26 protein-coding genes, 1 other RNA gene and 1 other annotated feature are annotated in these 26,633 nt (G+C 37.0%); of the genes, 6 read left to right on the top strand and 21 right to left on the bottom strand.

What is annotated here, in order from left to right:
• Positions 1 to 144: 144 nt before the first annotated feature.
• Positions 145 to 1,428: a replication-associated recombination protein A gene (locus AC3G7N_RS06405; protein WP_489421321.1), complete on the top strand. Its 1,284-nt coding sequence runs from the start codon at positions 145 to 147 to the stop codon at positions 1,426 to 1,428.
• 97 nt (positions 1,429 to 1,525) lie between these two features.
• A complete protein-coding gene (locus AC3G7N_RS06400) occupies positions 1,526 to 2,206 on the top strand; it encodes an RsfA family transcriptional regulator (RefSeq protein ID WP_489421320.1) in 681 nt (226 codons plus the stop codon).
• A 285-nt stretch (positions 2,207 to 2,491) separates the two neighbouring features.
• Here the strand turns inward: AC3G7N_RS06400 and ssrS are convergent.
• The 4 genes from ssrS to AC3G7N_RS06380 all read right to left on the bottom strand — a co-directional run bounded on the left by ssrS (position 2,492) and on the right by AC3G7N_RS06380 (position 6,392).
• Positions 2,492 to 2,682: non-coding RNA, 6S RNA (gene ssrS, locus AC3G7N_RS06395), on the bottom strand.
• 104 nt (positions 2,683 to 2,786) lie between these two features.
• Positions 2,787 to 4,571: an aspartate--tRNA ligase gene (gene aspS, locus AC3G7N_RS06390; protein WP_489421319.1), complete on the bottom strand. Its 1,785-nt coding sequence runs from the start codon at positions 4,569 to 4,571 to the stop codon at positions 2,787 to 2,789.
• The gene (hisS, locus tag AC3G7N_RS06385) at positions 4,571 to 5,860 is read right to left on the bottom strand and encodes a histidine--tRNA ligase (protein WP_489421318.1); all 1,290 of its coding nucleotides are present in this window, start codon (positions 5,858 to 5,860) and stop codon (positions 4,571 to 4,573) included. The genes aspS and hisS overlap by 1 nt, the downstream gene beginning before the upstream one ends.
• A gap of 71 nt (positions 5,861 to 5,931) precedes the next feature.
• Positions 5,932 to 6,150, bottom strand: a binding site (T-box leader).
• Between the two features lie 68 nt (positions 6,151 to 6,218).
• A complete protein-coding gene (locus AC3G7N_RS06380; RefSeq protein ID WP_489421317.1) occupies positions 6,219 to 6,392 on the bottom strand; it encodes a hypothetical protein in 174 nt (57 codons plus the stop codon).
• Positions 6,393 to 6,577: 185 nt separating this feature from the next.
• Here AC3G7N_RS06380 and AC3G7N_RS06375 point away from each other — a divergent pair, with 185 nt between their 5' ends.
• The gene (locus tag AC3G7N_RS06375; RefSeq protein ID WP_489421316.1) at positions 6,578 to 7,642 is read left to right on the top strand and encodes an N-acetylmuramoyl-L-alanine amidase family protein; all 1,065 of its coding nucleotides are present in this window, start codon (positions 6,578 to 6,580) and stop codon (positions 7,640 to 7,642) included.
• Between the two features lie 55 nt (positions 7,643 to 7,697).
• Here the strand turns inward: AC3G7N_RS06375 and dtd are convergent, their stop codons facing one another.
• From dtd to AC3G7N_RS06340, 7 genes are all read right to left on the bottom strand, one after another.
• Positions 7,698 to 8,144 carry a D-aminoacyl-tRNA deacylase gene (dtd, locus tag AC3G7N_RS06370; RefSeq protein ID WP_489421315.1) on the bottom strand — a complete coding sequence of 149 codons (447 nt, stop codon included), beginning with the start codon at positions 8,142 to 8,144 and terminating at the stop codon, positions 7,698 to 7,700.
• Positions 8,145 to 8,284: 140 nt separating this feature from the next.
• Complete coding sequence (locus tag AC3G7N_RS06365; protein WP_489421486.1) at positions 8,285 to 10,486, bottom strand: RelA/SpoT family protein; 2,202 nt, start codon at positions 10,484 to 10,486, stop codon at positions 8,285 to 8,287.
• Positions 10,487 to 10,728: 242 nt separating this feature from the next.
• Complete coding sequence (locus AC3G7N_RS06360; protein ID WP_489421314.1) at positions 10,729 to 11,241, bottom strand: adenine phosphoribosyltransferase; 513 nt, start codon at positions 11,239 to 11,241, stop codon at positions 10,729 to 10,731.
• Positions 11,231 to 13,567, bottom strand: coding sequence for a single-stranded-DNA-specific exonuclease RecJ (gene recJ / locus AC3G7N_RS06355; protein WP_489421313.1), 2,337 nt, complete (start codon positions 13,565 to 13,567; stop codon positions 11,231 to 11,233). The genes AC3G7N_RS06360 and recJ overlap by 11 nt, the downstream gene beginning before the upstream one ends.
• A 69-nt stretch (positions 13,568 to 13,636) precedes the next feature.
• Positions 13,637 to 13,981 carry a LapA family protein gene (locus AC3G7N_RS06350; RefSeq protein ID WP_489421312.1) on the bottom strand — a complete coding sequence of 115 codons (345 nt, stop codon included), beginning with the start codon at positions 13,979 to 13,981 and terminating at the stop codon, positions 13,637 to 13,639.
• Between the two features lie 95 nt (positions 13,982 to 14,076).
• A complete protein-coding gene (gene secDF / locus AC3G7N_RS06345; protein WP_489421311.1) occupies positions 14,077 to 16,347 on the bottom strand; it encodes a protein translocase subunit SecDF in 2,271 nt (756 codons plus the stop codon).
• A 60-nt stretch (positions 16,348 to 16,407) separates the two neighbouring features.
• Positions 16,408 to 16,704 carry a post-transcriptional regulator gene (locus AC3G7N_RS06340; RefSeq protein WP_489421485.1) on the bottom strand — a complete coding sequence of 99 codons (297 nt, stop codon included), beginning with the start codon at positions 16,702 to 16,704 and terminating at the stop codon, positions 16,408 to 16,410.
• A gap of 118 nt (positions 16,705 to 16,822) precedes the next feature.
• Here AC3G7N_RS06340 and spoVB point away from each other — a divergent pair, with 118 nt between their 5' ends.
• Positions 16,823 to 18,382, top strand: a complete 1,560-nt coding sequence (gene spoVB / locus AC3G7N_RS06335; RefSeq protein WP_489421310.1) for a stage V sporulation protein B — start codon at positions 16,823 to 16,825, stop codon at positions 18,380 to 18,382.
• A 70-nt stretch (positions 18,383 to 18,452) separates the two neighbouring features.
• Positions 18,453 to 18,833 carry a TIGR04086 family membrane protein gene (locus AC3G7N_RS06330; RefSeq protein ID WP_489421309.1) on the top strand — a complete coding sequence of 127 codons (381 nt, stop codon included), beginning with the start codon at positions 18,453 to 18,455 and terminating at the stop codon, positions 18,831 to 18,833.
• 401 nt (positions 18,834 to 19,234) lie between these two features.
• Here AC3G7N_RS06330 and yajC read toward each other — a convergent pair whose 3' ends face one another.
• From yajC to AC3G7N_RS06280, 10 genes are all read right to left on the bottom strand, one after another.
• Positions 19,235 to 19,504 (bottom strand): preprotein translocase subunit YajC, encoded by a 270-nt coding sequence (gene yajC / locus AC3G7N_RS06325; RefSeq protein WP_489421308.1) that lies wholly within the window; start codon positions 19,502 to 19,504, stop codon positions 19,235 to 19,237.
• A 15-nt stretch (positions 19,505 to 19,519) separates the two neighbouring features.
• A complete protein-coding gene (gene tgt / locus AC3G7N_RS06320; protein WP_489421307.1) occupies positions 19,520 to 20,659 on the bottom strand; it encodes a tRNA guanosine(34) transglycosylase Tgt in 1,140 nt (379 codons plus the stop codon).
• A 52-nt stretch (positions 20,660 to 20,711) separates the two neighbouring features.
• Positions 20,712 to 21,743, bottom strand: coding sequence for a tRNA preQ1(34) S-adenosylmethionine ribosyltransferase-isomerase QueA (gene queA, locus AC3G7N_RS06315; RefSeq protein WP_489421306.1), 1,032 nt, complete (start codon positions 21,741 to 21,743; stop codon positions 20,712 to 20,714).
• 21 nt (positions 21,744 to 21,764) lie between these two features.
• Positions 21,765 to 21,956, bottom strand: a complete 192-nt coding sequence (locus AC3G7N_RS06310; RefSeq protein WP_489421305.1) for a DUF2905 domain-containing protein — start codon at positions 21,954 to 21,956, stop codon at positions 21,765 to 21,767.
• A 7-nt stretch (positions 21,957 to 21,963) separates the two neighbouring features.
• Positions 21,964 to 22,962, bottom strand: a complete 999-nt coding sequence (gene ruvB, locus AC3G7N_RS06305; protein ID WP_489421304.1) for a Holliday junction branch migration DNA helicase RuvB — start codon at positions 22,960 to 22,962, stop codon at positions 21,964 to 21,966.
• 16 nt (positions 22,963 to 22,978) lie between these two features.
• Entirely contained in the window at positions 22,979 to 23,584 is a 606-nt protein-coding gene (gene ruvA / locus AC3G7N_RS06300; RefSeq protein WP_489421303.1) for a Holliday junction branch migration protein RuvA, read from the bottom strand.
• 125 nt (positions 23,585 to 23,709) lie between these two features.
• Positions 23,710 to 24,438: a YebC/PmpR family DNA-binding transcriptional regulator gene (locus tag AC3G7N_RS06295; RefSeq protein ID WP_489421302.1), complete on the bottom strand. Its 729-nt coding sequence runs from the start codon at positions 24,436 to 24,438 to the stop codon at positions 23,710 to 23,712.
• Positions 24,439 to 24,556: 118 nt separating this feature from the next.
• A complete protein-coding gene (locus AC3G7N_RS06290) occupies positions 24,557 to 25,117 on the bottom strand; it encodes a YhcN/YlaJ family sporulation lipoprotein (RefSeq protein WP_489421301.1) in 561 nt (186 codons plus the stop codon).
• Between the two features lie 99 nt (positions 25,118 to 25,216).
• Complete coding sequence (gene nadE, locus AC3G7N_RS06285) at positions 25,217 to 25,960, bottom strand: NAD(+) synthase (protein WP_489421300.1); 744 nt, start codon at positions 25,958 to 25,960, stop codon at positions 25,217 to 25,219.
• Positions 25,961 to 26,082: 122 nt separating this feature from the next.
• Positions 26,083 to 26,370: a hypothetical protein gene (locus tag AC3G7N_RS06280; protein ID WP_489421299.1), complete on the bottom strand. Its 288-nt coding sequence runs from the start codon at positions 26,368 to 26,370 to the stop codon at positions 26,083 to 26,085.
• A gap of 20 nt (positions 26,371 to 26,390) precedes the next feature.
• Between AC3G7N_RS06280 and AC3G7N_RS06275 the strand changes: the two genes are divergently transcribed.
• The coding region (locus AC3G7N_RS06275) for a hypothetical protein (RefSeq protein ID WP_489421298.1) at positions 26,391 to 26,633 on the top strand (243 nt) is incomplete at its 3' end.

The following is a 26,633-nucleotide window of genomic DNA, read 5'->3' as shown; positions in this document are numbered from 1 at the left end:
TTAAATCATTCTAGTTATCGTATTACAAGAATTTGTTATTGACACATGATATTATAGCATGAATAGTGGATATGTTGCATCGTACAGATATCATCATCACTAATCAAATGAAACATACGATAATCTTTATAAAGGGACGATAACATGAAACAAAAACCATTAGCATATCGAATGAGACCTACAGACATTAGTGAAGTCATTGGGCAACAGCATGTTGTGGGCCAAGGCAAAATTATAAACAGAATGATTCAGGCAGAACGATTAGCTTCCATGATCCTTTTTGGTCCACCTGGAACCGGCAAAACTTCTATGGCTGTAGCGTTGGGGAAAAGTTTAGGTATACCCGTTAAAATGCTAAATGCAGTTGTAGACAAAAAGAAAGATATGGAAATTGTAGTGGAAGAAGCTAAAATGACTGGGCAGGTTGTACTAGTGCTTGATGAGGTTCATCGTCTAGACAAAGCAAAACAGGATTTCTTATTACCATATCTAGAAAGCGATATAATCACATTAATTGGATGTACAACAAGTAATCCATACCATTCTATTAATCCAGCTATTCGAAGTCGGTGTCATCTTTTTGAACTACATGCATTAACACCTTCAGACATTAAGGAAGCAATTAATCGAGCTATTAAAGATGACGAAAGGGGACTGGGAAATTATGATGTAAAGCTAACGAATGAGGCATTAGAGCACTTTTCCCAAGCGGCAAATGGCGACATGCGATCAGCGTTGAATGGGCTAGAACTTGCTGTATTTTCTACGCCAAAGGATGCTGATAATCAAGTCAACCTCACCCTGAGTGTGGCTGAAGAATGTATGCAAAAGAAAAGCTTTTCACATGATAAAGATGGTGATGCGCATTATGATGTTTTATCCGCTTTTCAAAAATCTATTCGCGGTAGTGATGTCAATGCAGCATTACACTATTTAGGAAGATTAATTGAAGCTGGCGATTTAGATAGTATAGCAAGGCGTTTAATCGTTTGTGCGTATGAAGATATCGGGGTTGCTAACCCTCAAGCAGGCCCAAGAGCTGTAACTGCAATTCAGGCCGCGGAACGGTTAGGATTTCCAGAAGCACGCATACCATTGTCAGTCGTTATTGTGGAACTATGTTTATCGCCAAAATCGAATACAGCATATAAGGCACTTGATGCTGCATTATCTGATATTCGAAGTGGGAAAAGTGGTGATATACCAGCTCACCTTAAGGATTCTCACTACAGCGGAGCAGAAAGCTTGGGTAGAGGCGTCGAATATAAATACCCTCACAATTACGAACATAACTGGGTGAATCAGGAATATCTCCCCGAAACATTACGTAAAAGAGAATACTATAAACCTAAGAATACAGGGAAATTTGAACAAGCTATGAAACAAGTATATGAAAAAATCAAAAGGGATAAAAATAATAGCAAGTGAGATAGGTATATTTCCTTCTGCAAACGGTAAAACTAGTTAGCAAATAACGATGTGCACTAAACAAATCTAGTTGCCCGAGTAAAAGGAGCTGAACATTGTGGTTAAAGTTAGACAGGACGCATGGTCTCATGAAGATGATTTACTTTTAGCAGAAACTGTTCTAAGACATATACGTGAAGGAAGCACGCAGTTAAATGCATTTGAGGAAGTTGGCGATCATTTAAACCGAACTTCTGCAGCGTGTGGGTTCAGATGGAATGCTGAAGTAAGAAATAAATATGATCATGCTATCGATCTTGCAAAAAGACAACGAAAAGAAAAAAAGAGAGCCGTGGCAGTAGCTGTTCAATCTAAGAAACAACCAGTAAACAGAATTGAACATACGGTCAAACATGTTGATCATACAGACGAACATTCTAATGTAGAGGATGTTGCAATACAACCTACAGAGCCAGTCATTTCAATGGAAATGGTGATTGGATATTTAAAACAAGTAAAAAAAGAGAATCAAACATCAAATCAATCAAAAGTTACATTAGAACGGATAGAAAAAGAGAACCAGGGCTTAAAAAATCAAGTACTTGAACTAGAAAAGAAATTATCTATTACTGAAAAACAATTAAGTACCATCCAAGAAGACTACCAAGTTTTCATACAAATTATGGAACGTGCACGTAAAATGACTGTTTTGGACGACCAAGGTCCAATCAAAACACCAGCTTTCCGCATGGATAAGAACGGAAATTTACAGCAAGTTGCAAATGGCACAAGTAATTAAGAAAAGCGCAGGCGCCTTGAAAGACACGACAAGCATAAGCAGAGCGGTGCAGTGTGGGTGCTTTGCTCACACGGAAGCGAACTGCTTATGTCTCGAGTGTCTAGGCGCTGGAGCTAGACAGACTTTCGTTTATACTTTCTTTACTCTTAAGAAAAGCGCAAAGAGCGCCTTGGATAGCCTCAAGCCGGCTAGGCGCTAGAGCTAGACAGATATACGCCAAAATTTATACTTTCCTTGATTTTAAAAAAGACTGTCACAATGTGACAGCCTTTTTTTATGTATGCATTTAATCCCGATTGTGCCGTCTAATTTTCTATGTTTTGATCCCGCTCTCGGCAGGTGGGTGCCTTGTTCTATACCTATTATGCTTCCTCGCTAAGTATGTTCAAGGCTTGCACGCAACACAGAAACGGTCAGGCTCCCAAGTATAAAAATGTTCGGTCAAAACGTTTTATAAACGAACACATCAGGATTAAATACTTCATTATTTTACTGTAAAATAATCTTAACACAGTAATTATATTTTATCAATATAGATAATTGTGAAAATTGCATTACATTCATAACAAATTTCTTACAATTACTGTTTTTTGTCATTTTTTATATTTAACTGAATAGATAATTCATCTAGTTGATTAGTGGTTACCCCGCTAGGTGCATCAGTTAATGGGTCTGAAGCAGAAGCTGTCTTCGGAAAGAGGATTGTATCACGCATGTTAGAACTGCCAGCCAACAGCATAATAATTCTATCCAATCCAAGTGCAATCCCTCCGTGTGGTGGTGCACCGTATTCTAGTGCTTCTAATAAAAAGCCAAATTGCTCCTGAGCCTGTTCAGGGGTAAATCCAAGTATTTTAAACATTTTATCCTGTTGTTCTTTTTTGTAAATACGCAATGATCCACCACCGAGCTCATAACCATTTAAAACTAGATCGTATGCTTTTGCACGTACATTTGCAGGATCTGTTGATAATTTATCCACATCCTCATCCATAGGTAGTGTAAATGGATGATGTGCAGCACTATATCTCTCTGCGCCTTCATCGTATTCCAGTAATGGCCAGTCTGTAACCCATAAGAAATTAAATTTACTCTCATCAATTAATTTCATTTCTTTACCCAGTTTTAGACGAAGGGCTCCAAGACTGTCATAAACAACAGACGTTTTATCAGCAACAAACAGAAGTAAGTCCCCATCACCAACATCCGCTTTACTACTAATTGCTTCAACTTCTTCTTCCGATAAGAATTTAGAAATAGGGCCTTTTAATTCATTGCCCTCTACTTTTAACCAAGCAAGTCCCTTAGACCCATAAACCTTAACGAAATCCGTAAGCTTATCGATATCTTTTCGTGAATAATTGGATGCTTGACTTTTGGCGTTAAGCAATGCTACTTTACCTCCAGTATTCACTGCACTTTGAAACACTTTAAAGGAAGAATCTTTCACACTATCAGATATATGGATAAGTTCCATTTCAAAGCGAGTATCTGGTTTATCGGAACCATAGCGTTCCATTGCTTCTTGATATTTCATACGAGGTAATGGTAAAGAAAGTTCAACCTCTTTTACTTCCTCCATCACTTTTTGCATCATGTTTTCTGTCATTCCCATTATTTCGTCGCTCGTCATGAATGAGGTCTCAATATCAACCTGTGTGAATTCTGGTTGACGGTCAGCACGTAAATCCTCATCACGGAAGCATCTTGCAATTTGATAGTATTTCTCAAAACCTGAAACCATAATCAATTGCTTAAACAATTGAGGTGATTGTGGTAATGCATAGAATTCACCTGCATGTACACGACTAGGAACTAAATAATCACGCGCCCCTTCTGGCGTACTTTTCGTTAAAATAGGTGTCTCCATCTCAAGAAATTCATTTTGATTTAGGAAATTGCGGATAACCTGGGTCGTACGATGGCGCAATTTAAACCTTTCTTGTAATGAACTTCTTCGCAAATCTAGGTACCGATATTTTAATCGTAAATCTTCTGAAACATCCGTCTCATCTTCTATGGGAAATGGAGGGTTTTTTGACTTATTTAATATTTCAAGATTACTGACAAATACCTCAATTGTTCCTGTTTTCATTGATTCATTAACTGTAGCATCATCACGCTTAACTACATGACCTTTCACTTCAACAACATATTCACTTCGAACGGACTCAGCGATTGCCAGTGCTTCTTCTGAGACAGTTGGGTTGAACACAATTTGAACCGTACCTGATTTATCACGTAGATCAATAAAAATTAACCCTCCTAAATCACGTCTTTTTTGTACCCACCCTTTAAGTAGTACTTCCTGGTCAATATGTTCTGAACTCAATGACCCCGCTAAACATCGCGCTTCTTTTTCCATTATGATATACCTCTCTCTTCCTTCATTATAGTTTTCATGTACGATACAATATCTGAAATCGCAACCTTGGTCTGATTACCCGTTTCCATGTCCTTAACATTGATTGCTTTATTTTCTACTTCTTGATCTCCTAACACAAGGACAAATCTCGCATTGACACGGTCTGCAGCTTTAAACTGACCCTTCATTTTACGATCCTGATAATCCTTATCAACTTGAATGCCATTTTCACGTAACTTGTGTACAAGACTAACGGACTCTGACACCGCTTCGTCTCCAAAGGCAACAATAAAACAATCTATTTTATCTTCTACTGGTATTGCTATATTTTCTGCTTCAAGTGCCATTAGAAGCCTTTCAATGCCCATCCCAAATCCAATTCCAGGTGTATTTGGACCACCCAGATCTTCTACAAGACCATTGTACCTGCCCCCACCAGCCAATGTAGTGATGGAGCCAAAGCCATCGGCCTCACTCATAATCTCGAATGCTGTATGGTTGTAATAATCTAACCCTCGAACCAAATTTTTATCCACTGTGTACGGGATATTCATTCTATCTAAATAGCTCTTAACTTTTTCAAAATAGGATCTTGAATTTTCATTCAAAAAGTCTAACATGGATGGCGCTGTTTCCATCGCAGGATGGTCACGGTCTTTTTTACAATCCAATATTCGTAATGGATTTTGAGTCAATCTATTTTGACAATCCGTGCACAACTCTTCTTTATGTGGTATAAAATGTTGAACCAGTGCCTCACGATAGTCATTACGGCTTTCACTATCACCAAGACTATTGATCACTAGCTTCAATGATTTTAATCCAAGCTCTTTATAGCATGTCATCGCTAAATCAATTACTTCAGCATCTACAGCAGGATCTGCACTCCCCATTGCTTCCACGCCAAACTGATTTAATTGACGCATTCTACCTTTTTGTGGACGTTCATAACGAAACATCTGGCCAAAGTAAAAAAGTTTCACTGGCTGAATTGGCGAACCAAATAACTTATTTTCAACAAAAGCTCGAACAACTGATGCTGTTCCTTCTGGTCGTAAAGTTAGGCTTCTACCGCCACGATCTTCAAATGTATACATTTCCTTTTGCACGATATCTGTTGAATCCCCCACACCTCGTTGAAATAATTCCGTGTGTTCGAACAGCGGTGTACGTATTTCATTATAATGAAACTTATCAGATACATTTTTTATAACACGTTCTACATATTGCCACTTTTTAACTGTTTCAGGTAAAATGTCCACAGTACCACGTGGGGCTTTAATATTCATTGATTGGTCCTCCTCTATACATTAAAAAACAATAAAAAACCCCCATCCCTATATATATATATATATATATATATAGGGACGAGAGTTACCCGCGTTGCCACCCTAGTTAATGCATTATCTAGCATCCACTCTTCACAGTTAACGCCTGCAAAACGTCTTAATCTACATTTACTTCAATTAAGATCCTAAGGAATGTCTTTCATTAAGTCAGATGTGAAAATGTTTACAGCCGACGACATTTTCTCTCTACTCATCTAATACTTAACTACTTTTTCCTTCAACGGGGTTACTATATGTTTAAATATAATGTCGATTCTTTATAGAATGATTATAATCATAATCGCATCCTGTAATAATGTCAAGCGCGATTTATTTTTTTCTTTAGTTGTTTAACTTCTCCTAACGAAATTCCAAGTTCCATCGCTATTTCCATATGATTAGCATGATCATGTAGCTCCATAAATCGATGTAAATTAATATCCTGCAGTTCTTTACTAGTTGAAGTCTTCCATTGCATATCATTCGTTCGCATTTAATTACAACCTCCAATACATCTATCTTTGCCTAAATACAGTATTTCTATTAAAATAAAACAAGATACATATTATTTGTTTCGATTTATAGAGGTTGTTCAAAAAGTCCGGTAAAAATGACGCACGAATTTCTTTGTTAGCTTGCTTTTCTGTTTTTGAACACGCACTTATAGGGGGAATTGATTTGCATAAGTTGAAAATAGCCGGTATTTGTTTTGGCTTACTGTTGGTTTTAACTGCCATGGCCAGTCCAGTGAATACAAAGGAAGCGGTTATCGATACAGAAATCTTAAATGTGAGAAGTGGTCCTGGACAAAACTTTGAGGAAATTACGGAGGTACATACAGATGAAACCTATCCAATCATACAACAACAAAATGATTGGGTAGAAATTAAATTAGATTCGAAGACTGGGTGGGTAACGACAGAATACATTTCAATCCGTGAGGGAAAACCTTCTTCAACCAATGAATCAGAAGCATCTTCCAAACAGTCAACTGTTGATAAAATAACCATACCATATAAAAATACACACCTAAGAAGTGGCCCATCGACTGAATATGGAATTACCGGCTTTGCAGATAAGGGAACTTCCTTTGATGTTTTGGGTGAAACAGAAGGTTGGTATGAGGTTAAACAGAAGGATTTGAAGGGCTTTTTAAAAAAGCAATTCGTAAAAGATGCGGCCGATACAGTATCTTCATCAATCGAAAATAAAACGATCGTGATTGATGCCGGTCACGGTGGACGTGATGTGGGAGCAATTGGCGCAAGTGGCACTTTTGAAAAGGACTACACCTATCAAACCTCATTGGAGTTAAAGCAAGAACTAACTGTTTTAGGAGCAAATGTTGTACTGACTCGACCAAAAGATGAATTTATATCTTTAGGAAGTCGGACAAGCTATGCAAATGTCGCTGATACGGATGCGTTTATTAGTATTCATTATAATAGTACCCCAGCATTACCAGACGTAACCGGGATAGGAACATATTATTATCACGGACAAAATAAGGAATTAGCAACTTATGTTCAAAAGGAATTGATTAAAGAGACTAATGCAGAAGATCGTGGTGTTGCATTTGGAGACTATCTTGTAATCAGACAAACATTCAAACCAGCTATATTAGTAGAACTTGGCTTCTTATCGAATAAGAACAAGGAGCAACTACTCCAAACAAATGCCTATCAGAAGAAATTGGTTCAAGGTATGGTTAATGGATTACTCAAATATTTTGGGAATAAATAGGATAGTAACGATAATTAGAAAACAATCCGTTCGCATTATGCGAACGGATTGTTTTCTAATTATCGTTACTATCCAAAATAAATGTTGCTGGTCCAACGTTGGTTAGTTGAACATTCATCATTTCGCCAAATTCTCCAGTTTCAACAGAAACATCCTGTTCTTTTATCAACTGGTTCGTAGCTTCATACAATTTATTTGCGTAATCAGGCTTAGCAGCATGGACAAAACTTGGACGTCTACCCTTTTGAACATTACCATACAATGTGAATTGAGAAATAGATAGTACTTCCCCATTCACATCTTTAAGTGATAAATTCATTTTTTGATTTTCATCTTCAAAAATGCGTAGATTGACTACTTTATTCACGATATACTTAGCATCCTCTATCGTATCATCATGTGTAACACCTAATAGCATAACTAAACCATTGTTGATGTGTCCTGACACTTTCCCATCAATTGTTACACTAGCATCAATTGCGCGTTGGATAATTGCTCTCATAAACTACTCACCACTCTTGTTCTCAGCTACTGCTCCCAGAAGCTGTCATCATAAGCAATGGACAACTAGAATGCAGAACCATGAATCTTCGGCCCCTTACTTATACGGCTGGTTCTAAACAGTCGCCTTCGCTTTTCTTTTTACTGAACGGTTCTTGTAACCGTATAAACTTCTTTAATTTGTTTAATTCGTTCTACAATTTTTTTCAAATGATTGGTATCATGAATGAGTATTGTAATATGAATTACAGCCATTTTATTTCTATCTGAACGGCCATTAACTTGCGTAATATTCGTTTTTGTTTCATTTACAGCCTGTAGGACCTCATTCAGCAATCCACGACGATCATACCCGGATATTTCCAAGTCAACATGATATTGTTTTTTATCTCGTTGATGTGCTTCCCACTCAACATGCAGAAATCGTTGTTTCGCATCTTCTGTTTGTACATTAGGACAATCTGATCTGTGTACAGAAACTCCACGTCCTTTAGTAATATAACCAACAATCACATCACCTGGGACTGGGTTACAACATTTTGATAACCGTACCAATAAGTTGTCAACACCCGCAACTTTTACGCCAGAATCACGTTTGTGCGTTTTATTCGCTTTTACATCCGTTTTTACTTCTTCTAAGGTCTGGGCTAAATCCTGTTCTTTTAATTTGGATCGACGAATCTTATCGGTCAGTCTGGTGGAAATCAATGCAGCAGTAATTCCTTGATAACCAACAGCTGCATACATATCTTCTTCGTTGGTAAAGTTAAACTTTTCATAGATTCGTTGCAAATTTTCTTGTGTTAATGCTTCTTTAGGTTCAATTCCCAGTGCACGAATTTCTTTATCAACTAATTCTTTTCCTTTAACAATGTTTTCTTCACGACGCTGCTTTTTGAAAAACTGTTTGATTTTATTCTTAGCTTGGGATGTTTGTGTAACTTTGATCCAATCCTGTGAAGGACCATAGGAATGCTTGGATGTCATTACATCAATAATATCACCATTCTTCAGTTCATAATCAAGTGGCTCCATTTTCCCATTAACTTTAGCACCAATTGTTTTATTGCCAATCTCTGTATGAATTCGGTAAGCAAAATCAAGCGGAACAGATCCGGAAGGTAACTCGATTACATCACCTTTTGGTGTAAACACATACACCATATCTGAAAATAAATCTACTTTTAATGATTCCATAAATTCTTCAGCATCGTGTGTCTCGTTTTGCCAGTCCAATATTTCCCTAAACCAAGTCAACTTTTCTTCGAATGATTTCTTGTCTTTATTAAGTTGACGACCTTCTTTGTATGCCCAATGCGCGGCAATTCCATATTCGGAAATCTCATGCATTTCTTTCGTACGTATTTGCACTTCAAGTGGATCACCTTTAGGTCCAATTACGGTAGTATGCAAGGATTGGTATAGATTTGGTTTAGGCATTGCAATATAATCCTTGAATCTGCCTGGCATTGGCTTCCAACATGTATGAATAATACCTAATACTGCATAACAGTCTTTAATGCTATCCACAATAATGCGAACCGCCAGTAAATCATAAATTTCAGTGAATTGTTTGTTGTGTTGAATCATTTTTCGATAGATACTATATAAATGTTTTGGTCTACCAGAAATATCCGCATCAATATTTACTTCTTCAACCTGCTTATTAACCTGATCCATCACGTCTTGAATATAAGATTCTCGTTGATTTCTTTTTTGTTTCATAAGTTGAACAATACGATAATACTGTTGTGGATTAAGGTAGCGTAGTGCTGTATCTTCCAGCTCCCACTTTATGGTCGAAATCCCTAATCTATGAGCTAATGGCGCAAAAATTTCAAGTGTCTCATTGGAAATTCTTCGCTGTTTCTCTGGTGGAAGATGCTTTAATGTCCGCATATTGTGTAGTCGATCTGCTAGTTTAATCAAAATAACGCGAATATCCTTCGCCATAGCAACAAACATTTTCCGATGATTTTCTGCTTGTAATGCCTCTTTCGATTTATACTTAATTTTGCCTAGCTTCGTTACACCATCAACTAGCATTGCCACTTCATGATTGAAATTTGACTCTAGCTCTTCTAAAGTCACATCTGTATCCTCTACAACATCATGCAAAAAACCACCGGCAATTGTTTCGGGATCCATCTCCAGTTCAACTAAAATACCAGCAACCTGAACCGGATGTATAATGTACGGTTCACCGGATTTTCGAAATTGATCTGCATGAGCACGTTCTGCAAATTCATATGCACGTCGAATAAAAGCCGCATCATCCACCGAAAAATATGTGCGAGCTTTTTCAATAACATCTTCACTTGTTAAAATATCCTCTTTAGCCATGAAATCACCTAAATTCATTGTAGGGAATAGTTATTCTTAAAGTATAATAATTCTATTTCTTATAAGTATCGAAAATTTTTACAAAAATGTAAAGCGATACACATTAAATCTAACAGTAACACCACTATATACCTATAATCTATTATTATGCTGCAGATAGCAAGCCTTTATATAATAATAGGCCTGACGAATAATGGTTGCTTCGTCAGACCATTGCAATGTATCTAAAAAATACTTTACGTTTAGTAGCGCATGAGCGTTAGTACATCATAACCATCTAGTTTACTAAGGCCATCTAAATAAGTAAGTTCTATTAGAAACGCACAACCTACTACAATACCACCAAGGTCTTCTACTAATTTAATCGTAGCTTCAATGGTACCACCAGTTGCAAGTAAATCATCTGTAATTAACACACGTTGGCCTGGTTTAATAGCATCTTTGTGGATGGTTAGAACATTTTGACCATATTCTAATCCGTAATCAACCTTAATCACGTCACGTGGCAGCTTACCTTCTTTTCTAACTGGAGCAAAACCGATTTCAAGTGCATAGGAAACAGGGCATCCGATGATAAATCCCCGTGCTTCAGGGCCCACCACTATGTCTATTTCCTTCTCTTTTGCAAACTCAACAATTTCATCCACGGCTGATTTAAAAGCAACACCGTTATCCATTAATGGTGTTATATCTTTAAACTGAACTCCGTCTTTAGGCCAGTTATCTACTATTTTTATATAATTTTTATAATCCATAGGTAAGCTCCTCCTTGGGAATATCCACATCTTCTATTAAGCGCTGAAACCATTGTTTTAAGTCATCATAATTGGAATAATAAAGTTTCTTTTCAATATCACCGCGTTTAATTCGTTGTTGATATAACCTTGATTCCTGTAAATCTTTTTTTGTAGGACTCGTATTGGGTTTTGCAAGTCCATTCTCTATAATAACAAATTCCAACTCAAAAAACACATTTAACATAAACCTGATTCTTTCCTCTGTCCAATCATGCCCTTTCATCAAAGCAAGAAGATCTTTCTTGATATCAAAATACCCACGTTTTATGATTAAAGCATAAAACTGCTTGAAATCCTCTCTAGAAGGGAAAGATTTTAAGTATTGACTATCTTCCAGATGAAAGCAAACATGAATATTAGCAGGTTTAATTTTTTGGATAATTGTACGAAGATCAGCTAGGTCATCTGGTAAATCAAATAGAAAAGCAGTGTCTACTGGATCGAATAATTCCTTGTCAGTTAGGTAACTCATTTGGTTAAAATTAATGGGCAGCAGCTTGACACGGTTTTGAGCATCATTACCAATAGCAAGATAGTTATCCGCATTTTCTATGAAGGGCATTATATCTATTTGTCTCTTACCTCGATGGTCAAATAGCTGCTGCTCATCTATTTGTAAATCTTGTATCACGATTTGTGCTTTTCTATTTCCATTCCATTCATTTATTCCTAATTCACCAACTACAGAAAGTGGGATTTTGTCAGATATGAAAGGAAAGCTATCACCTAGTCCAAATCCAATCCCGTCTATCATCAATGATTCCTGCTTAAATTGTATTTTTAAATGATTTTGCATGGCACCTATTTGACGAATACTTGATGGTATTTGCTTTATATGAAAAGTTGGCTTTGGGTTTGCCATTCCAAAGGGAGCTAGTTGACTAATTTCATTAACTAATTCCTCATTTACTTCTTGAATTGATAATGTCTTACTTATCGTTATTTCTTGTTTAAAGTCATCTTCCGTGAGAGTTGCATAGATCATTTCATTTAACTCATGCTGCAACAATGAAATATTGTCTATTGGTAATGTCATTCCAGCAGCTTGGGAGTGTCCTCCAAAACGAGTGAAATGGTCTCTAACCTTCATACAATTTTGGAATAAATCAAATGCCGGTATACTTCTGGCAGACCCTTTTGCAGTCCCTTTTTCACTGTTAATCGCAAGAACAATTGCTGGGCGGTCATATTTACGTACCAGTTTTGATGCGACGATTCCTAAGACCCCTTCATTCCAACCTTCTTTTGCAACAATGGTAACACCTTGAATACCGTTTTCACTTACTAAAGCCTCTGCTTCTATAACGATTTCGTTTACTATTTGCTGCCTTTCTTGATTCAAGCCATGTACTACTTCAGCGAGATGCTCCGCCTCGTCCTCATCTTGTGTCATCAACATTTCAACAGCTAAACCAGCATCTTGCAACCGACCAACTGCATTTATCCGGGGCCCTATCCGAAAACCTACATCTTCTTCTGAAACATTACCTTCAATCTTACATTGTTTTTTTAATGCTTTAAGACCAGGTCTTTTAGTAACCGATAACTTCTGTAAACCGTAAAATGCTAGAATTCTATTCTCGTTTACTAACGGGACTAAATCTGCAATTGTCCCTATCGCAACCAAATCTAATAAATGCTCCGGAAAATAGCCTAATAAACATTGAGCAAATTTAAAAGCTATACCAACTCCTGCAAGTTCCTTAAAAGGATATGTTGGGGAACATTTTGGATGTAAAATAGCCAGTGCTTGTGGTAATTGTTCTTGTGGTTCATGGTGGTCAGTAATAATCAAATCAAGTCCAAGAGATTCCGCAAATAAAGCTTCCTGGACGGATGCAATACCACAATCTACTGTAATAACTAATTGAAAACCTTGATCGTTTGCATAGGAAAAAGCTTGTTCATTTGGACCGTAACCTTCTGTAAATCGATTTGGAATATAGTAATCACACTTTGCCCCGAGCTCTTGCAATGCAGACAGTAATAAAGTTGTCGAGCTAACTCCATCAGCATCATAATCACCAAAGACAAGAATTTTTTCGTTTTGATCAATTGCTTTATGTACGCGTTCACTTGCAACATCCATACCTAATAGTTCATCAGGCATAAATAAATTTTCTTTATTTGGGGACAAAAATTCGGTGGCAGCGTCTGATGTATTAATTCCTCGTTGTACTAGTAATTCTTTAATTACAGGTGAAATTTCAGCTGAATCACCCATCCACCGTGTTTGTTCCAAATTCTCTTCCGTGAAATTCCATTTTGCTTTGCTTTTAAACATAAATTCACCCCTGACTTTCCTATTATACAAAAGAGAACCAAGGGTCGCAATGAGAATTAGTTATCCCTGTTAGACTTGTTTATCTTCTTCTTTGTCTTCTATTCCAACTTCTTCCTTTGTGATAGCAGATGCATTTTGTGTATCGTGTGGAACTGAAGTGGAATTGTTCTTTAATTGTTCATTTTCTTTCCGCAACGTTTTATTTTCACGTTGTAAGCGAAATACTTTAACAATACCAACAGCAGCCGTTATAATACCACCCATTAGTACCGAAAACAATATAACGAAAATCAGGGGTGCTTCACCTGTACCGAATAAATAATTCACTTCAACAGGATCAACATTTATTACGGCAAAAATAGCTACAATAATAACAAAAATAATGGCGAATATAACATATGTTTGACCTCTCATTATGTATCCTCCTCTTCATATTTATAAAATACCCTTTTTTTTACTTATTAATCATAAAACCCTTGTTACAATTAGGCAACAAGGGTTTCTTTATCTTATACTTGAGGTCCTTCTGAACGTTTCTTTTTCTCGAAAACTACTGGCTTCTTTTTGATCATTTTACTTCTCCATATCAACCACAATTGTGATGCTAGGAAAAGTGATGAATATGTTCCCGCAATAAGTCCTACTGCAAGAGCAATGGCAAATCCGGTAATAGGCTCGGCACCTAAGAACAGAAACGCTAAAACAGCAATCATTGTTGTAAGAGTCGTATTAATGCTACGGGTGAATGTTTGAACCAGACTGCGGTTTACAATAACAGCAAGTTCCTTAGCCGACTTCACACGTTTCTTTTTAATTAAATTTTCTCTAATACGGTCAAATGTTACGATTGTATCATTAATCGAATAACCAACGATTGTTAATATTGCAGCTACAATGGTTACATCAAATTCAATTCCGAACAGACTGAATATCGCCAATACGAAAAATGCATCGTGAACTAGTGCGATAATAGCGGTTATTGCAAAAAAGAATTCAAATCGGAAGGCAACATAAATAATCATTCCAATTATCGCAATCCCAACTGCATACAAGGCGTTTTGAACAAGTTCTTCCCCAACAATTGGGGATACAACACTTACATTCGGTTCATTGCCATGTTTTTCAATAAAGTAATTCTTTACTTCTGCTATTTGATCTTCTTCTAGGACAGTGTCGTAGCGAATAACTGCAATCTCTTGGTTGTCTCCTGACAACACTACTGATTCTGCTTCTAGATTTAATTCAGCTAAACTATCTTTAACTTCTTCAGTAGTTAAGCTATCCTCCGCTAAAACCTGTACACGTGAACCACTTGTGAAATCAATTCCAGGATTCAATTGGAATAGAAGTAACGATACGGCTCCGAGAATCACCATTACACTTGAAGCAATAAAGAATTTTTTACGGTGTTTTACAGTATTGACTTCTCTATTGAATATTTTCGGTTCATACTCTGTTTTATCTTTAATGTCTTTTATATCTTTTTGTTTAACGCCAAATAACCCTGGGCGGTTGCGTAGAAATTTACTCTTTATCCATAATCCCAATAGTATTCTTGAACCATAGACGGCTGTAACAAAACTCACCAAAATACTTATAATTAACATGGTCGCAAACCCTTTTACGGAACTTGTCCCAAATATAAATAAAATTGATGCGGCTAAAATGGTTGTAATATTAGCATCAAAAATGGTTGATAACGAGTTTTTATTCCCAGCTTTAAAAGCAGCTGAAACTGATTTGCCTGCGCGTAACTCTTCTTTAATTCGTTCGTTGGTAATAACATTCGCATCAACAGCCATACCAACTCCTAAGATTAACGCAGCAATTCCAGGTAATGTTAAAACACCATTGAGTAATTCAAACACAACTAGTATTAAATATATATAGATGCTTAAGTTGATCACAGCAATTAGACCAGGGAAACGATAGTAAGCAATCATGAATAGGAAAATTAGTCCGATACCAATCATTCCTGCGAATACCGTTTTGTTTAATGCTTGTTCACCAAATTGGGCTCCAACTGACGTCGAATACTTCTCAATCAAGTTAACAGGTAATGATCCCGCATTAATAATATCAGCTAATCGTTGTGCGGATTCTACAGTGAAATCCCCTGAGATCTGTACATTTGTTGTATTCAAAGTTTCTGATACCTGTGGGGCTGATATGTATTTTGGATCCTCTTTTTTATATTCTTCTGCAAATGAATCATCTTCTTGGAAGTCCATCCAAATAACTAACAGGTTATCCTGATAGGGTGTTTCTGGATTTTGCATTTGTTTAATTTCACTTGTAACTTCGCCAAACTTTGACGCATCCTTTAATTGTAATGTAACAATAGGTGCATTTGTTTGCGCATCGAAATCTTGTTGTGCGCTACCTTCTGCAATGTCAGACCCATTCAAATATTCTTTATCACTTACATCCCTAAAAGATAACCTAGCTGATGTTGATAATAATTCGCGGGCTTCTGTTTGATCCTCTACTCCAGCTAGTTGGACACGTATCCGATCATCGCCTTCAATATTAATATTTGCTTCGCTAATACCAAGTCTATTTACACGTTCGTTTAATGTTCGCACAGTTGCTTCTAGTAGATCACGATCTACTCCTCTTCCCTCTTCAACCGGATCTACCTCGTACAATACTTCAAACCCACCTTGAAGATCTAAACCTAAATTAATATCTTTCGTTATCCCAGTAACCGTTGTTCCAATCGTTGTAGCAAATATTATAACGATTAGAAAAAAGGCAACAATTTTACTTCGATTTTTCATTTACCAATTGCCTCCCTTTTCTCTCTAGCACTTTCATATGTATTCAATTACTAATCTTATCTACTTATCATTCTTTTTTGTTACCGCTTGAATGGATGCCATCAAATCATTATCTTCATATGCTTTAACTGTTAAATAGCTCAAATATATATTCGATGCAAGATGAAAAATATCTTGAACAACCTCATATACGCGTTTTGGAGGATTACCCTTCCAAACCTTTAGTTCCAAACAATTCCAAATTTCTTCAGTTGAAGCCCGGGAATAACCCAGTAACTGAAATTCACTCTTCTTGCTTTCCAAAGCGGGTTTCATTAGTGTTTTCCACTCATTAACAGTCTGTACAATTTCCAACACATATCCCCCTATCTTATTCAATAGCCCTAATTCTTTCTTTTGTCATGCTTGGACACATTCATTGCATATATATCATTGTATATGAAATTTTATTATTTGAGAAGGCAGGGTTTTCATTATGACCAAACAAACATTTTTACAAGGAACGATCATTTTGATTATAGCTGGTATGATAACGCGTTTGTTGGGTTTTATAAATCGTATAGTCGTAGCCCGATTAATGGGATCAGAAGGTGTAGGGTTGTACATGATGGCCCTTCCTACTTTATTTTTAGTTATCACAATTACCCAGCTTGGGTTACCCGTTGCAATCTCCAAACGTGTAGCTGAAGCGGATGCCGCAAATAACCCACAAGAAATTAAAAAAATATTGATTGTATCTTTAATTATTACTGGTTGTACGAGCATAGTTGCAATGATCCTTTTGATATTCCTAATTCCACTTATTGCTACATCTTTATTAACAGACAGTCGAACAATATATCCGCTCTTAGCTTTAAGTCCAATTATACCAATTGTAGCTATCTCATCGGTTATTCGAGGTTACTTTCAGGGTCTTCAGGATATGAAACCACAAAGCTACTCACAGGTCATTGAACAAATTGTACGGATTAGCTGTGTAGCGCTTTTCGTTAAGTTACTTCTTCCATATGGAATTGAATTTGCTGCTGCTGGTGCAATGATTAGCGTTATTCTTGGTGAACTTGTTTCCTTGAGTTTTATTATATACGTATTTAAACGGAAAAAGGTATTTAAAATTAGATATCGTTTCTTTGGTTACTTAAAGTCGAGCAAAAACACATTATCGGACTTGTTTTCTGTAGCCTTACCCAGTACAGGAAGCAAAATGGTAGGATCCATATCCTATTTTATTGAACCTATACTCGTAACGCAAAGCCTAGCAATAGCTGGCATTGCAAGTACTCTAGCAACTAAACAGTACGGGGAGCTTACAGGATATGTATTGCCACTTTTATTTTTACCAACCTTCATTACCCAGTCATTAGCCATTGCACTAGTGCCATCCATAAGTGAAGCAGGTGCAAATCGAAATAAAGAATTAATCCATTACCGGATTCATCAATCTATTCGAATATCATTTGCATCCGGTGCACTGGCAACTATCGTGTTGTCACTATTCGCAGCACCTATTTTACTTTATATGTATGGGACAGATCACGCAAGTAGTTTTCTTGTTTTAATGGCACCTTTTTTCATCCTACTCTATATACAAGCTCCGCTTCAAGCTGCCTTGCAAGCTTTGGACTTAGCAAAGCCAGCTATGTGGAATAGCCTTATTGGTGCATTTGTTAAGTTTACTGCGTTATTTGTTCTTGCTTCAAGCCCCAAGTTCGGAATTACTGGGGTCGCACTAGCCATGGTTATAGGCGTTGTGTTAGTAACATTATTACATTTAGCTGCTCTAAGAAAAGCAATTAAATTCTCTATCCCTATTTCAGATTTAAGCAAAATGATAGGTCTGTTAGTGGTAACATGGTGGGTTGGAAGTATTCTAAAAAATACTTATGCATCAATGGACCCTAACCTCTTTATTCTTATGGGCATATTCCTCATCTTAACGCTTGTGTATATAACATTACTTTTTGCATTAAGATTTATCACAAAAGAAGAATTAAAACAAATTCCTTTCTTCGCAAAATGGTTCCCTGCTAAATAAATATTGTTCGTCTATTTTTATAAAACATGAATAAAATGACAGTAAATGGACAAACAGAGGGGGAAACATAATGAGGAAGCAACAGTTTATTGCACTATCGTATGGCTGGGTAGTTATCCTAGGACTAATTTTTGTTTCAAGTATTGTTTTAGCGCTTTTACTCAAGTTTACACCATTGAATGAACCAACTCTTTCCTGGGTAACTCTTGTAGTTGGATTAATTACGTTATTCATTGGAGGCATTGTGGCTGGAACAAAAAGCAAGCAAAAGGGTTGGTTAATTGGCGGCTTAACTGGGCTAGGATTCACTTTATTCACCTTTGCGGTACAGTATTTAGGATATGAACAAACATTTTCTATTGAACAATCTCTCAATCATTTAGGGTACATTTTAGTAGCGGTTGTTGGAGGAGTAATTGGAGTAAATGCAGTTGGGGAAAGTAAAGAATAAAACAAAAGCGCAAGCGTCCGGTTATTGCCGTATGGCCTGTGTCCACGCAACGTGGGTAGTTCAATGTTGCTCATGCTTTGTGGCGGTTTTAATCGAACCTCCTTTTTTCTATGAGATAAAGGAAAAACGAAGAGCGTAAGCGATTAAGGACGTTCAACTATGTCGAACTGTTATCGTAAGGAAGAGCCGGAAGGGCACTAGGCAATGGGAGCTGGACGTGGCTGACTAGTTAGATCAGTTATCCACAATTACAAATTTTATAGTTTCTTAGGCAAAGAAAAAAGAAGTTGATGCGAAATTTTGCATCAACTTCTTTTTTTATGTACAGTTGTAGAAACAAGCAAAAAATGAAGACCATTTCTTGCTTGTACTACGCTAGCTCAGCATTTACTATGTGTCTATTATTCTGAAGCAACTGAATTGCTAACTTCACGAATAGCAGAACGATCATATGTAAACTTTACTCCATCGGCTGCAACAATAACAGTAGCCTCATCAATCGCATGGATGGTAGCATGAAGTCCGCCTATTGTGATGATCGAATCACCTTTTTTAAGATCTGATTGCATTTGCTTTACTTGTTTCTGACGTTTTTGTTGCGGACGAATTAACAAGAAGTAAAAAATGACAAACATTAAAATTATTGGAAGTAAACTATATAATGTATCCAATTTGTTCCCCCCCCTCTAAAAATTCTTTGCATTCGGTTGATTCAAACCATATTGTTCAAAGAATGCTTCTTTAAAATCACCAAGTCGATCCTCGCTTATCGCTGTTCGTACTTGTTCCATTAATTTTAACAGAAAATGAAGGTTATGATAAGTAGTAAGCCTAAATCCGAATGTTTCTTTAGATTTAATTAAATGTCGGATATAAGCTCGAGTGTAATTTTTGCAAACATGACAACCACAATTTTCATCTATAGGTGAAAAGTCTTTTGCGTATTTTGCATTGCGAACAACAAGACGACCATTTGAAGTCATGCATGTCCCATTTCGCGCAATACGTGTAGGTAGGACACAATCAAACATGTCAATCCCACGAATCGAACCATCGATCAATGAATCTGGTGAACCGACCCCCATTAAATAACGTGGCTTAGTGGATGGCATGAGTGGGGTCGTATACTCTAACATCCGATTCATGATATCCTTTGGTTCACCAACTGATAATCCACCAATTGCATAACCAGGTAAGTCGAGTGACGCAAGATCCTGTGCGCTTTGTTTCCTTAATTCTTCATATTCGCCACCTTGGATAATACCAAATAGCCCTTGACTAGTTGAGTTTTGGTGTGCTTTTAGGCACCTTTCTGCCCATCTTGATGTACGTTCAACCGATGATTTCATGTAATCAAAGGATGCAGGATATGGTGGGCATTCATCAAACGCCATCATAATATCTGAACCTAAAGCGTTTTGAATTTGCATTGCTTTTTCTGGTGACAGAAATAATTTTTCACCACTGATGTGATTTCTAAAATGTACGCCTTCTTCTTGGATTTCACGAATTTTGCTTAAACTAAAAACCTGAAATCCACCAGAATCCGTCAGAATGGGTCTGTCCCAATTCATAAATTTATGCAAGCCTCCAGCCTCTTGGATAATCTCCTCACCAGGTCTAAGCCACAAATGGTACGTATTAGAAAGAATTATTTTTGCTTCTATTTCTTTTAATTCTTCTGGGCTCATTGTCTTTACCGTTGCCAGTGTACCCACAGGCATAAACATTGGTGTATCAAATGAACCATGGGGGGTGTGCACCTTACCCAGTCGGGCACCAGTTTGTTTACATGTCTTTATTAATTCATACGTTATTGCAGCCATTTTATTCTTCCTCTTTCTTATAAAGGTTTACTTAAAAAATATTTATTTTGTTTCAGTGTAAAATTAACATGGCGTCGCCAAAGCTAAAAAAGCGATATTCTTCTTTGACAGCTTCCTTGTATGCATGTAGTACACTCTCCCGGTCCACAAGGGCACTTACCAGCATAATTAAAGTGGATTTTGGCAAATGAAAGTTCGTAATTAAGCCGTCTATTGCTTGAAAGTTATATGGTGGATAAATGAATATGTCCGTCCAACCGCTTGAAGCAATAAATTCGCCCTCATTGTCACGTGCAATTGTTTCAATTGTTCTTGTAGAGGTTGTACCCACTGAGATAATTCTTCCCTTATTTTTTTTAACAGTCTTCAGTGTTTCTGCTGTTTCTTCTGTCATATGATAAAACTCGGAGTGCATGGTATGATCATCAATATTATCTACACTAACAGGCCTGAATGTTCCAAGTCCCACATGTAACGTAATAAATGCAATGATTACCCCCATATCCCTCAGTTCATCTAATAATTCATTAGTAAAATGTAAGCCTGCGGTAGGAGCAGCAGCCGAGCCTTCTTCCCTAGCAAAGACAGTTTGGTAGCGTTCTTTCTCAGGTAGCTGTTCCTTAATGTACGGAGGGAGGGGCATTTCTCCAAGTTCATCTAATACTTCATAAAAAATACCCTCGTAGCTAAACTGCAGTATCCGCCCACCATGTTCCCTTGTTTCAAGACAAATAGCCCGGAGCCTACCATCGCCAAATCTTAGCTCAGTACCCACTTTTATTTTCTTTGCAGGCTTAGCAAGAACCTCCCAGCAATCTTCTTCTTGTTGATGAAGAAGTAATACTTCCACTTTTGCTCCTGTATCATTTTTTATACCATATAAACGTGCAGGTAGAACTCGTGTATCATTTAGAACTAGACAATCCCCTTTTTCAAGATAGTTTTTTATGTCAGGAAAGTGCTTGTGTTCTATTCGCTTTGATTCACGATTCATGACCAATAGTCTTGATGCAGTTCGATTCAGTAGGGGTGTTTGTGCAATTAACTTTTCTGGTAATTCAAAATCGAAATCATTTATATCCATGTTGCAACGCCTTACCCTTTCTTACCTCAATTTTCCTATTAAAAATAAAATAATAGACAGTATTATACTTACTACAATGGATGTCATAATTGGAAAGTGAAAGGAAAAATTGCCTTTTTTAAAACTAATATCCCCCGGCAGTTTACCAAAAAGTGTCCATATAACTCCAATACTAATAAAAACTAATCCTAGAACAATAAATAATTTTCCCATACTCATTCTACTCAGGTCCTTTTATTCCAAAATGGTTATAAGCCTTTGGAGTAACCACTCTTCCTCTTGGTGTACGCTGAATAAAGCCTATTTGTAATAAGTATGGCTCATATACGTCTTCAATAGTCTGTGGTTCTTCACCGATTGTAGCTGCTATTGTATCCAATCCTACAGGACCACCTTGAAAGCCATCAATTATACCCTTCAGAAGCTTATGATCAATATGATCTAGACCAACATCATCGACTTGAAGCATTTCCAATGCAAGTTCTGTTGTTGATAGACTAATTTCCACCTCTCCCCTTACCTGAGAGATATCACGAATTCTTTTCAACAATCGATTTGCGATTCGCGGAGTTCCTCTTGCCCTCCTAGCAACCTCTGCTGCGGATTCTTTAGATATAGTTGTTTGAAATATTTCCGCTGTACGCTCTACTATAGAACACAAGTCCTTTGCTTCGTAAAACTCTAGTCTACTTAATACACCAAAACGATCTCTTAGTGGGGCTGATAACAAACCAGCCCTTGTCGTTGCACCTACCAGTGTAAAAGGTGGCAGATCAATCCTAACGGAACGCGCACTTGGACCAGTTCCTATGACGATATCAAGAAAAAAGTCTTCCATTGCAGAATATAACACTTCTTCTACTGATCGGGGTAACCTATGAACTTCATCAATAAACAGGACATCCCCAGGTTCTAAGGATGAAAGTATAGCAGCTAAATCTCCGGCTCGTTCAATCGCTGGTCCAGAAGTAGACCGAAATTGCACACCCATCTCGTTCGCTATGATAGCCGCTAGCGTTGTTTTCCCTAGTCCCGGCGGCCCATATAAAAGAACATGATCTAACGGCTCCTCACGCATCTTAGCTGCTTGAATAAAGATATGTAGATTTTCTTTGACTTTATTTTGACCAATGTATTGGTTGAGTGCTGTGGGGCGAAGACTAAGTTCAACAGTAGAATCCTCTTCCTGTATTTCACCAGTGACCATGCGTTCCTCCATTATTATCCCCCCTTTGCTAATTCTTCATTAACAACGCTAAAGCTTTTCGAATGATTTCATCAGTATTAGACAGATTTTCTTTTTGTAACTGCGGAATCACCGCTTTGATTTCTCGTTCTGAATATCCTAATGATCGTAATGCTTCTTGGGCTTCAGACAATCCTTCAACAGACCCCTTTTGCGCCGGTTGATCGTCAGGTAATTCATGCGGAATAGAAAGCATGGTAGTAAGCTTCCCTTTTAAGTCTAAGATAACTTGACGTGCTGTTTTTTTACCAACACCTGGAAAACTGGTTAAAAATTTATCATCTTCTCGTTCAACGGCTGCAACAAAATCACTGACATTAACGGTTCCTAAAATAGCAAGCGCACCTTTTGGACCAATGCCGGATACTTGCAAGAGTTTTGTGAAGAGAGATTTTTGTTCTTGATTTTTAAAGCCATACAGTACTTGTGCATCTTCTCGTACATGATGATGCGTAAATATTAGTGCCTCATCATTAAGTGAAGTTTGAAAAACAAAAGGATTGGCACATAAAATCTCATACCCAACCCCCTGCACATCAATGATGACTGAATCATCTTGAATATATGTAACTTTCCCCTTTATGTATGCAATCATAATCCTTCTCCTCTATAACGTCCTTCACCCATTTTAACATAACTGACGATAGAGCGCACAGCAACACTCTATCGGTGTATAAAACAAAAACTTCTATTCACAATAAGGAATAGAAGTTTTTGTTTTTAGCTAAGTTCCAAATTATGATGAATATCTTGAACATCTTCGTTATCTTCTAATGAATCAATCAGATTTAACATTTTTTGTTCCTCTTCTTCTGGTAGCGTACTGTATGTTTGTGGAATCAAAGTTATTTCAGAGTCAGAAATGGAATATTCCAATCCATTTAGATGTTGACGAACATCTTCAAAATCCTCAGGAGTAGTAAAGATTTCATAGGCATCTTCTTCGACGACAATGTCTTCTGCACCAGCTTCAATTGCTTGAAGTGTAATATCATCTTCGCTAATATTACCATCTTCATTTCCTATCACAATGTATCCTTTTCGATCAAACATGAAAGCTACACAACCACTCTCTCCAAGGTTTCCGTTGTTTTTCTTAAATGCATGACGGATATCCGCTGCTGTCCGGTTTTTATTATCGGTTAAAATATGAACAATAACAGCTACTCCACCTGGTCCGTACCCCTCATATGTAATTTCTTCAAAGCTCGCTCCATCAAGTGTTCCTGTCGCTTTTTTAATAGCACGTTCGATATTCTCGCCTGGCATATTATCAGACTTCGCTTTATCAACCACTAAGCGCAATGAAGCGTTTGTTGCAATGTCTCCTCCACCTTGCTTTGCAGCTGTATATATGTCTTTTGCATGACGCATAAAAACTTTACCTTTTTTAGCATCTTGAGCATTCTTTCTCTTTTGAATATTCTTCCATTTAGAATGACCAGCCACTTGGACATTCTCCTCTCTAGAAAGTTTCTTTCTTAACTATATCAAATTTTCACCCCCATATAAACATAAAATTGACTTTAACAAGAAAACCTTTGCTGCATCACAAAGGTTTTTTACATTATTGATCACGATCAGGATTAAATAATCGTTCCATGTCTTCTTTTAGATCATTTGGAAATTTTGATTGCTTAAGTCTAGCCTCTAAATTGTTCATCCGATCCCAATAAATATCATCGGTATACACAACAATCGTTTTATTTTGATCAAATGTACGAACTTCTTTTTCAATGTCTTCACTAATTTCATGATCCGTATGTTCATTCAACATTAGTGCTACGACAATTCTTTCATCAGTGATTGCTACTTGTGCTGCCTTAATATCACGTCGTTTCATCAAATGGTCTGCGATTTTCTTAGATTGTTCATTTGTAAAAGTATCGGTATTGTTTCCAGCTGTGTTATCACCCCTATTTATTTCCTTTTGCTCTGATTGAGGATAACCGCCTTTTTCACCTATTGTCTGATCACGTGTACCAAGACGTTCATTTTGTTCGTCTTTTGTTTCATATTGTATTGGTTGTGATTGGATTTGTTCATTACTTGCTTCATTATTTCCCTCATTCGAACAGCCTGTAGTCACGAACACAATAAATAATAAGCCAACAAAACTGAGTTTCATGCAAAAAACACCTCCTTCACATTTAGCATGTTTAAAAGAAGTATTTTTTACCCTAGTTAATTACAGGAATATATTCCTTTAGATTGTCTAGATCTTTATTTAATTTGTTAATCGAAATTGATTAGCAGCCTTACGTTTATGTTCGGTTCGTCTATGCATTTCTTCGATGATTTCTTTGTCCTTTTTGGGAATATCTTCCCCTTTTAAAAATGCATCAATTTTGTCATAGGATGTTCCCATTTCCGCCTCATCTGTTTGACCTTCCCAAAGATCTGCGCTTGGTTTTTTATTGACAATTTCGTCTGGAACACCTAAGGCACGTGCCATTTCGCGTACTTCTTGTTTGGTAAAATCAATAATTGGTAAGATATCAACCCCACCATCACCATATTTAGTGAAATATCCGGTATACCATTCAGAGGCGTTATCAGTACCTACCACTAAATAATTGTAATTCGTTGCTAGTGAATATGACGTGCCCATACGTAACCGTGCACGGAGATTCGCATTCGATAATTGATCATTTCTCTCTACCCAATCATCTTTTTGTTTTAAATTTTCTTGAATTTGCGTGTACATGACTTTATGTGTTTCTGTTAAATCAATCGTAATCTTATCTATCCCACACTTTTCAATTACCTTTTCAGCATGTGTCACACTATCTGGACTACTATCAAGGGGCATAATGACACCCAGGGAATGATCAGGTACTGCGCGTTTAATCAAATTTGCAACAACTGCAGAATCCAGACCACCACTAACACCTACTAGTAATCCTTCAACATTTGCTTCTTTCACTTGATCACGTAACCACTGGACAATTTTGTCTACCATCTCTTCCATTCATAAAACTCCTTTTTTCTATAAATTTATTTATTATATTAACATTCTTTGATGATTTCTGGAAAAAATTCGCACAAAAAAGAGAGACGATTGATTGGATTCGTCTCGTCTCTCTTTTTTTCTTATTCGTTATTATTTTCATCCTCATCATCTCTGAATGACGCAGTAGGGAAAGGTTGAAATCCAGGTGGAGCTGGACGCGGATTGCCATACCCTTTATTATTGTCCATTTGAGGATATGATTGATTGTATCCTTCATAATGATGTTGGTTCTCCATATCATTACAGTCATCATCAAATTTATGGTTCGGTTTTTTAGGCATTTCCATCTCTGGCATTTCGTCATACATACTCTTATTCATTTTCTTAGCATATTGCTGATAAGGTGGTTTTTCTTCATACATATTCATGTTGCTCGGGTAATGATGAAATGGCGGCTTTTCCCCTGTACATCCACAACCACATCCATGTTGCTTGTGAGGCATATGTTTTTGCGGCGGCATATGCATTGGAGATATATTTCCTTGATGCATCGGGGATACATTATTTCCTTGATGCATTGGAGATATATTATTTCCTTGATGCATTGGGGATATATTATTTCCTTGATGCATTGGAGATATATTATTTCCTTGATGCATTGGAGATATATTATTTCCTTGATGCATTGGAG

It is taken from the genome of Virgibacillus carmonensis (assembly GCF_057836705.1).
The sequence above is the reverse complement of the archived record's forward strand: the minus strand, read 5'-3'. Positions and strand labels throughout refer to the sequence as shown.

Bases quoted from the DNA above. Each gene is read 5' to 3' on its own strand.
- AC3G7N_RS06405 (WP_489421321.1), top strand. From the start codon at position 145: ATGAAACAAAAACCATTAGCATATCGAATGAGACCTACAGACATTAGT.
- aspS (WP_489421319.1), bottom strand. From the start codon at position 4,571: ATGGAAAAAGAAGCGCGATGTTTAGCGGGGTCATTGAGTTCAGAACAT.
- hisS (WP_489421318.1), bottom strand. From the start codon at position 5,860: ATGAATATTAAAGCCCCACGTGGTACTGTGGACATTTTACCTGAAACA.
- AC3G7N_RS06380 (WP_489421317.1), bottom strand. From the start codon at position 6,392: ATGCGAACGAATGATATGCAATGGAAGACTTCAACTAGTAAAGAACTG.
- dtd (WP_489421315.1), bottom strand. From the start codon at position 8,144: ATGAGAGCAATTATCCAACGCGCAATTGATGCTAGTGTAACAATTGAT.
- AC3G7N_RS06365 (WP_489421486.1), bottom strand. From the start codon at position 10,486: ATGGCTAAAGAGGATATTTTAACAAGTGAAGATGTTATTGAAAAAGCT.
- AC3G7N_RS06360 (WP_489421314.1), bottom strand. From the start codon at position 11,241: ATGGATTATAAAAATTATATAAAAATAGTAGATAACTGGCCTAAAGAC.
- recJ (WP_489421313.1), bottom strand. From the start codon at position 13,567: ATGTTTAAAAGCAAAGCAAAATGGAATTTCACGGAAGAGAATTTGGAA.
- AC3G7N_RS06350 (WP_489421312.1), bottom strand. From the start codon at position 13,981: ATGAGAGGTCAAACATATGTTATATTCGCCATTATTTTTGTTATTATT.
- secDF (WP_489421311.1), bottom strand. From the start codon at position 16,347: ATGAAAAATCGAAGTAAAATTGTTGCCTTTTTTCTAATCGTTATAATA.
- spoVB (WP_489421310.1), top strand. From the start codon at position 16,823: ATGACCAAACAAACATTTTTACAAGGAACGATCATTTTGATTATAGCT.
- AC3G7N_RS06330 (WP_489421309.1), top strand. From the start codon at position 18,453: ATGAGGAAGCAACAGTTTATTGCACTATCGTATGGCTGGGTAGTTATC.
- tgt (WP_489421307.1), bottom strand. From the start codon at position 20,659: ATGGCTGCAATAACGTATGAATTAATAAAGACATGTAAACAAACTGGT.
- queA (WP_489421306.1), bottom strand. From the start codon at position 21,743: ATGGATATAAATGATTTCGATTTTGAATTACCAGAAAAGTTAATTGCA.
- AC3G7N_RS06310 (WP_489421305.1), bottom strand. From the start codon at position 21,956: ATGGGAAAATTATTTATTGTTCTAGGATTAGTTTTTATTAGTATTGGA.
- ruvB (WP_489421304.1), bottom strand. From the start codon at position 22,962: ATGGAGGAACGCATGGTCACTGGTGAAATACAGGAAGAGGATTCTACT.
- ruvA (WP_489421303.1), bottom strand. From the start codon at position 23,584: ATGATTGCATACATAAAGGGGAAAGTTACATATATTCAAGATGATTCA.
- AC3G7N_RS06290 (WP_489421301.1), bottom strand. From the start codon at position 25,117: ATGAAACTCAGTTTTGTTGGCTTATTATTTATTGTGTTCGTGACTACA.
- nadE (WP_489421300.1), bottom strand. From the start codon at position 25,960: ATGGAAGAGATGGTAGACAAAATTGTCCAGTGGTTACGTGATCAAGTG.
- AC3G7N_RS06280 (WP_489421299.1), bottom strand. From the start codon at position 26,370: ATGAATATGTATGAAGAAAAACCACCTTATCAGCAATATGCTAAGAAA.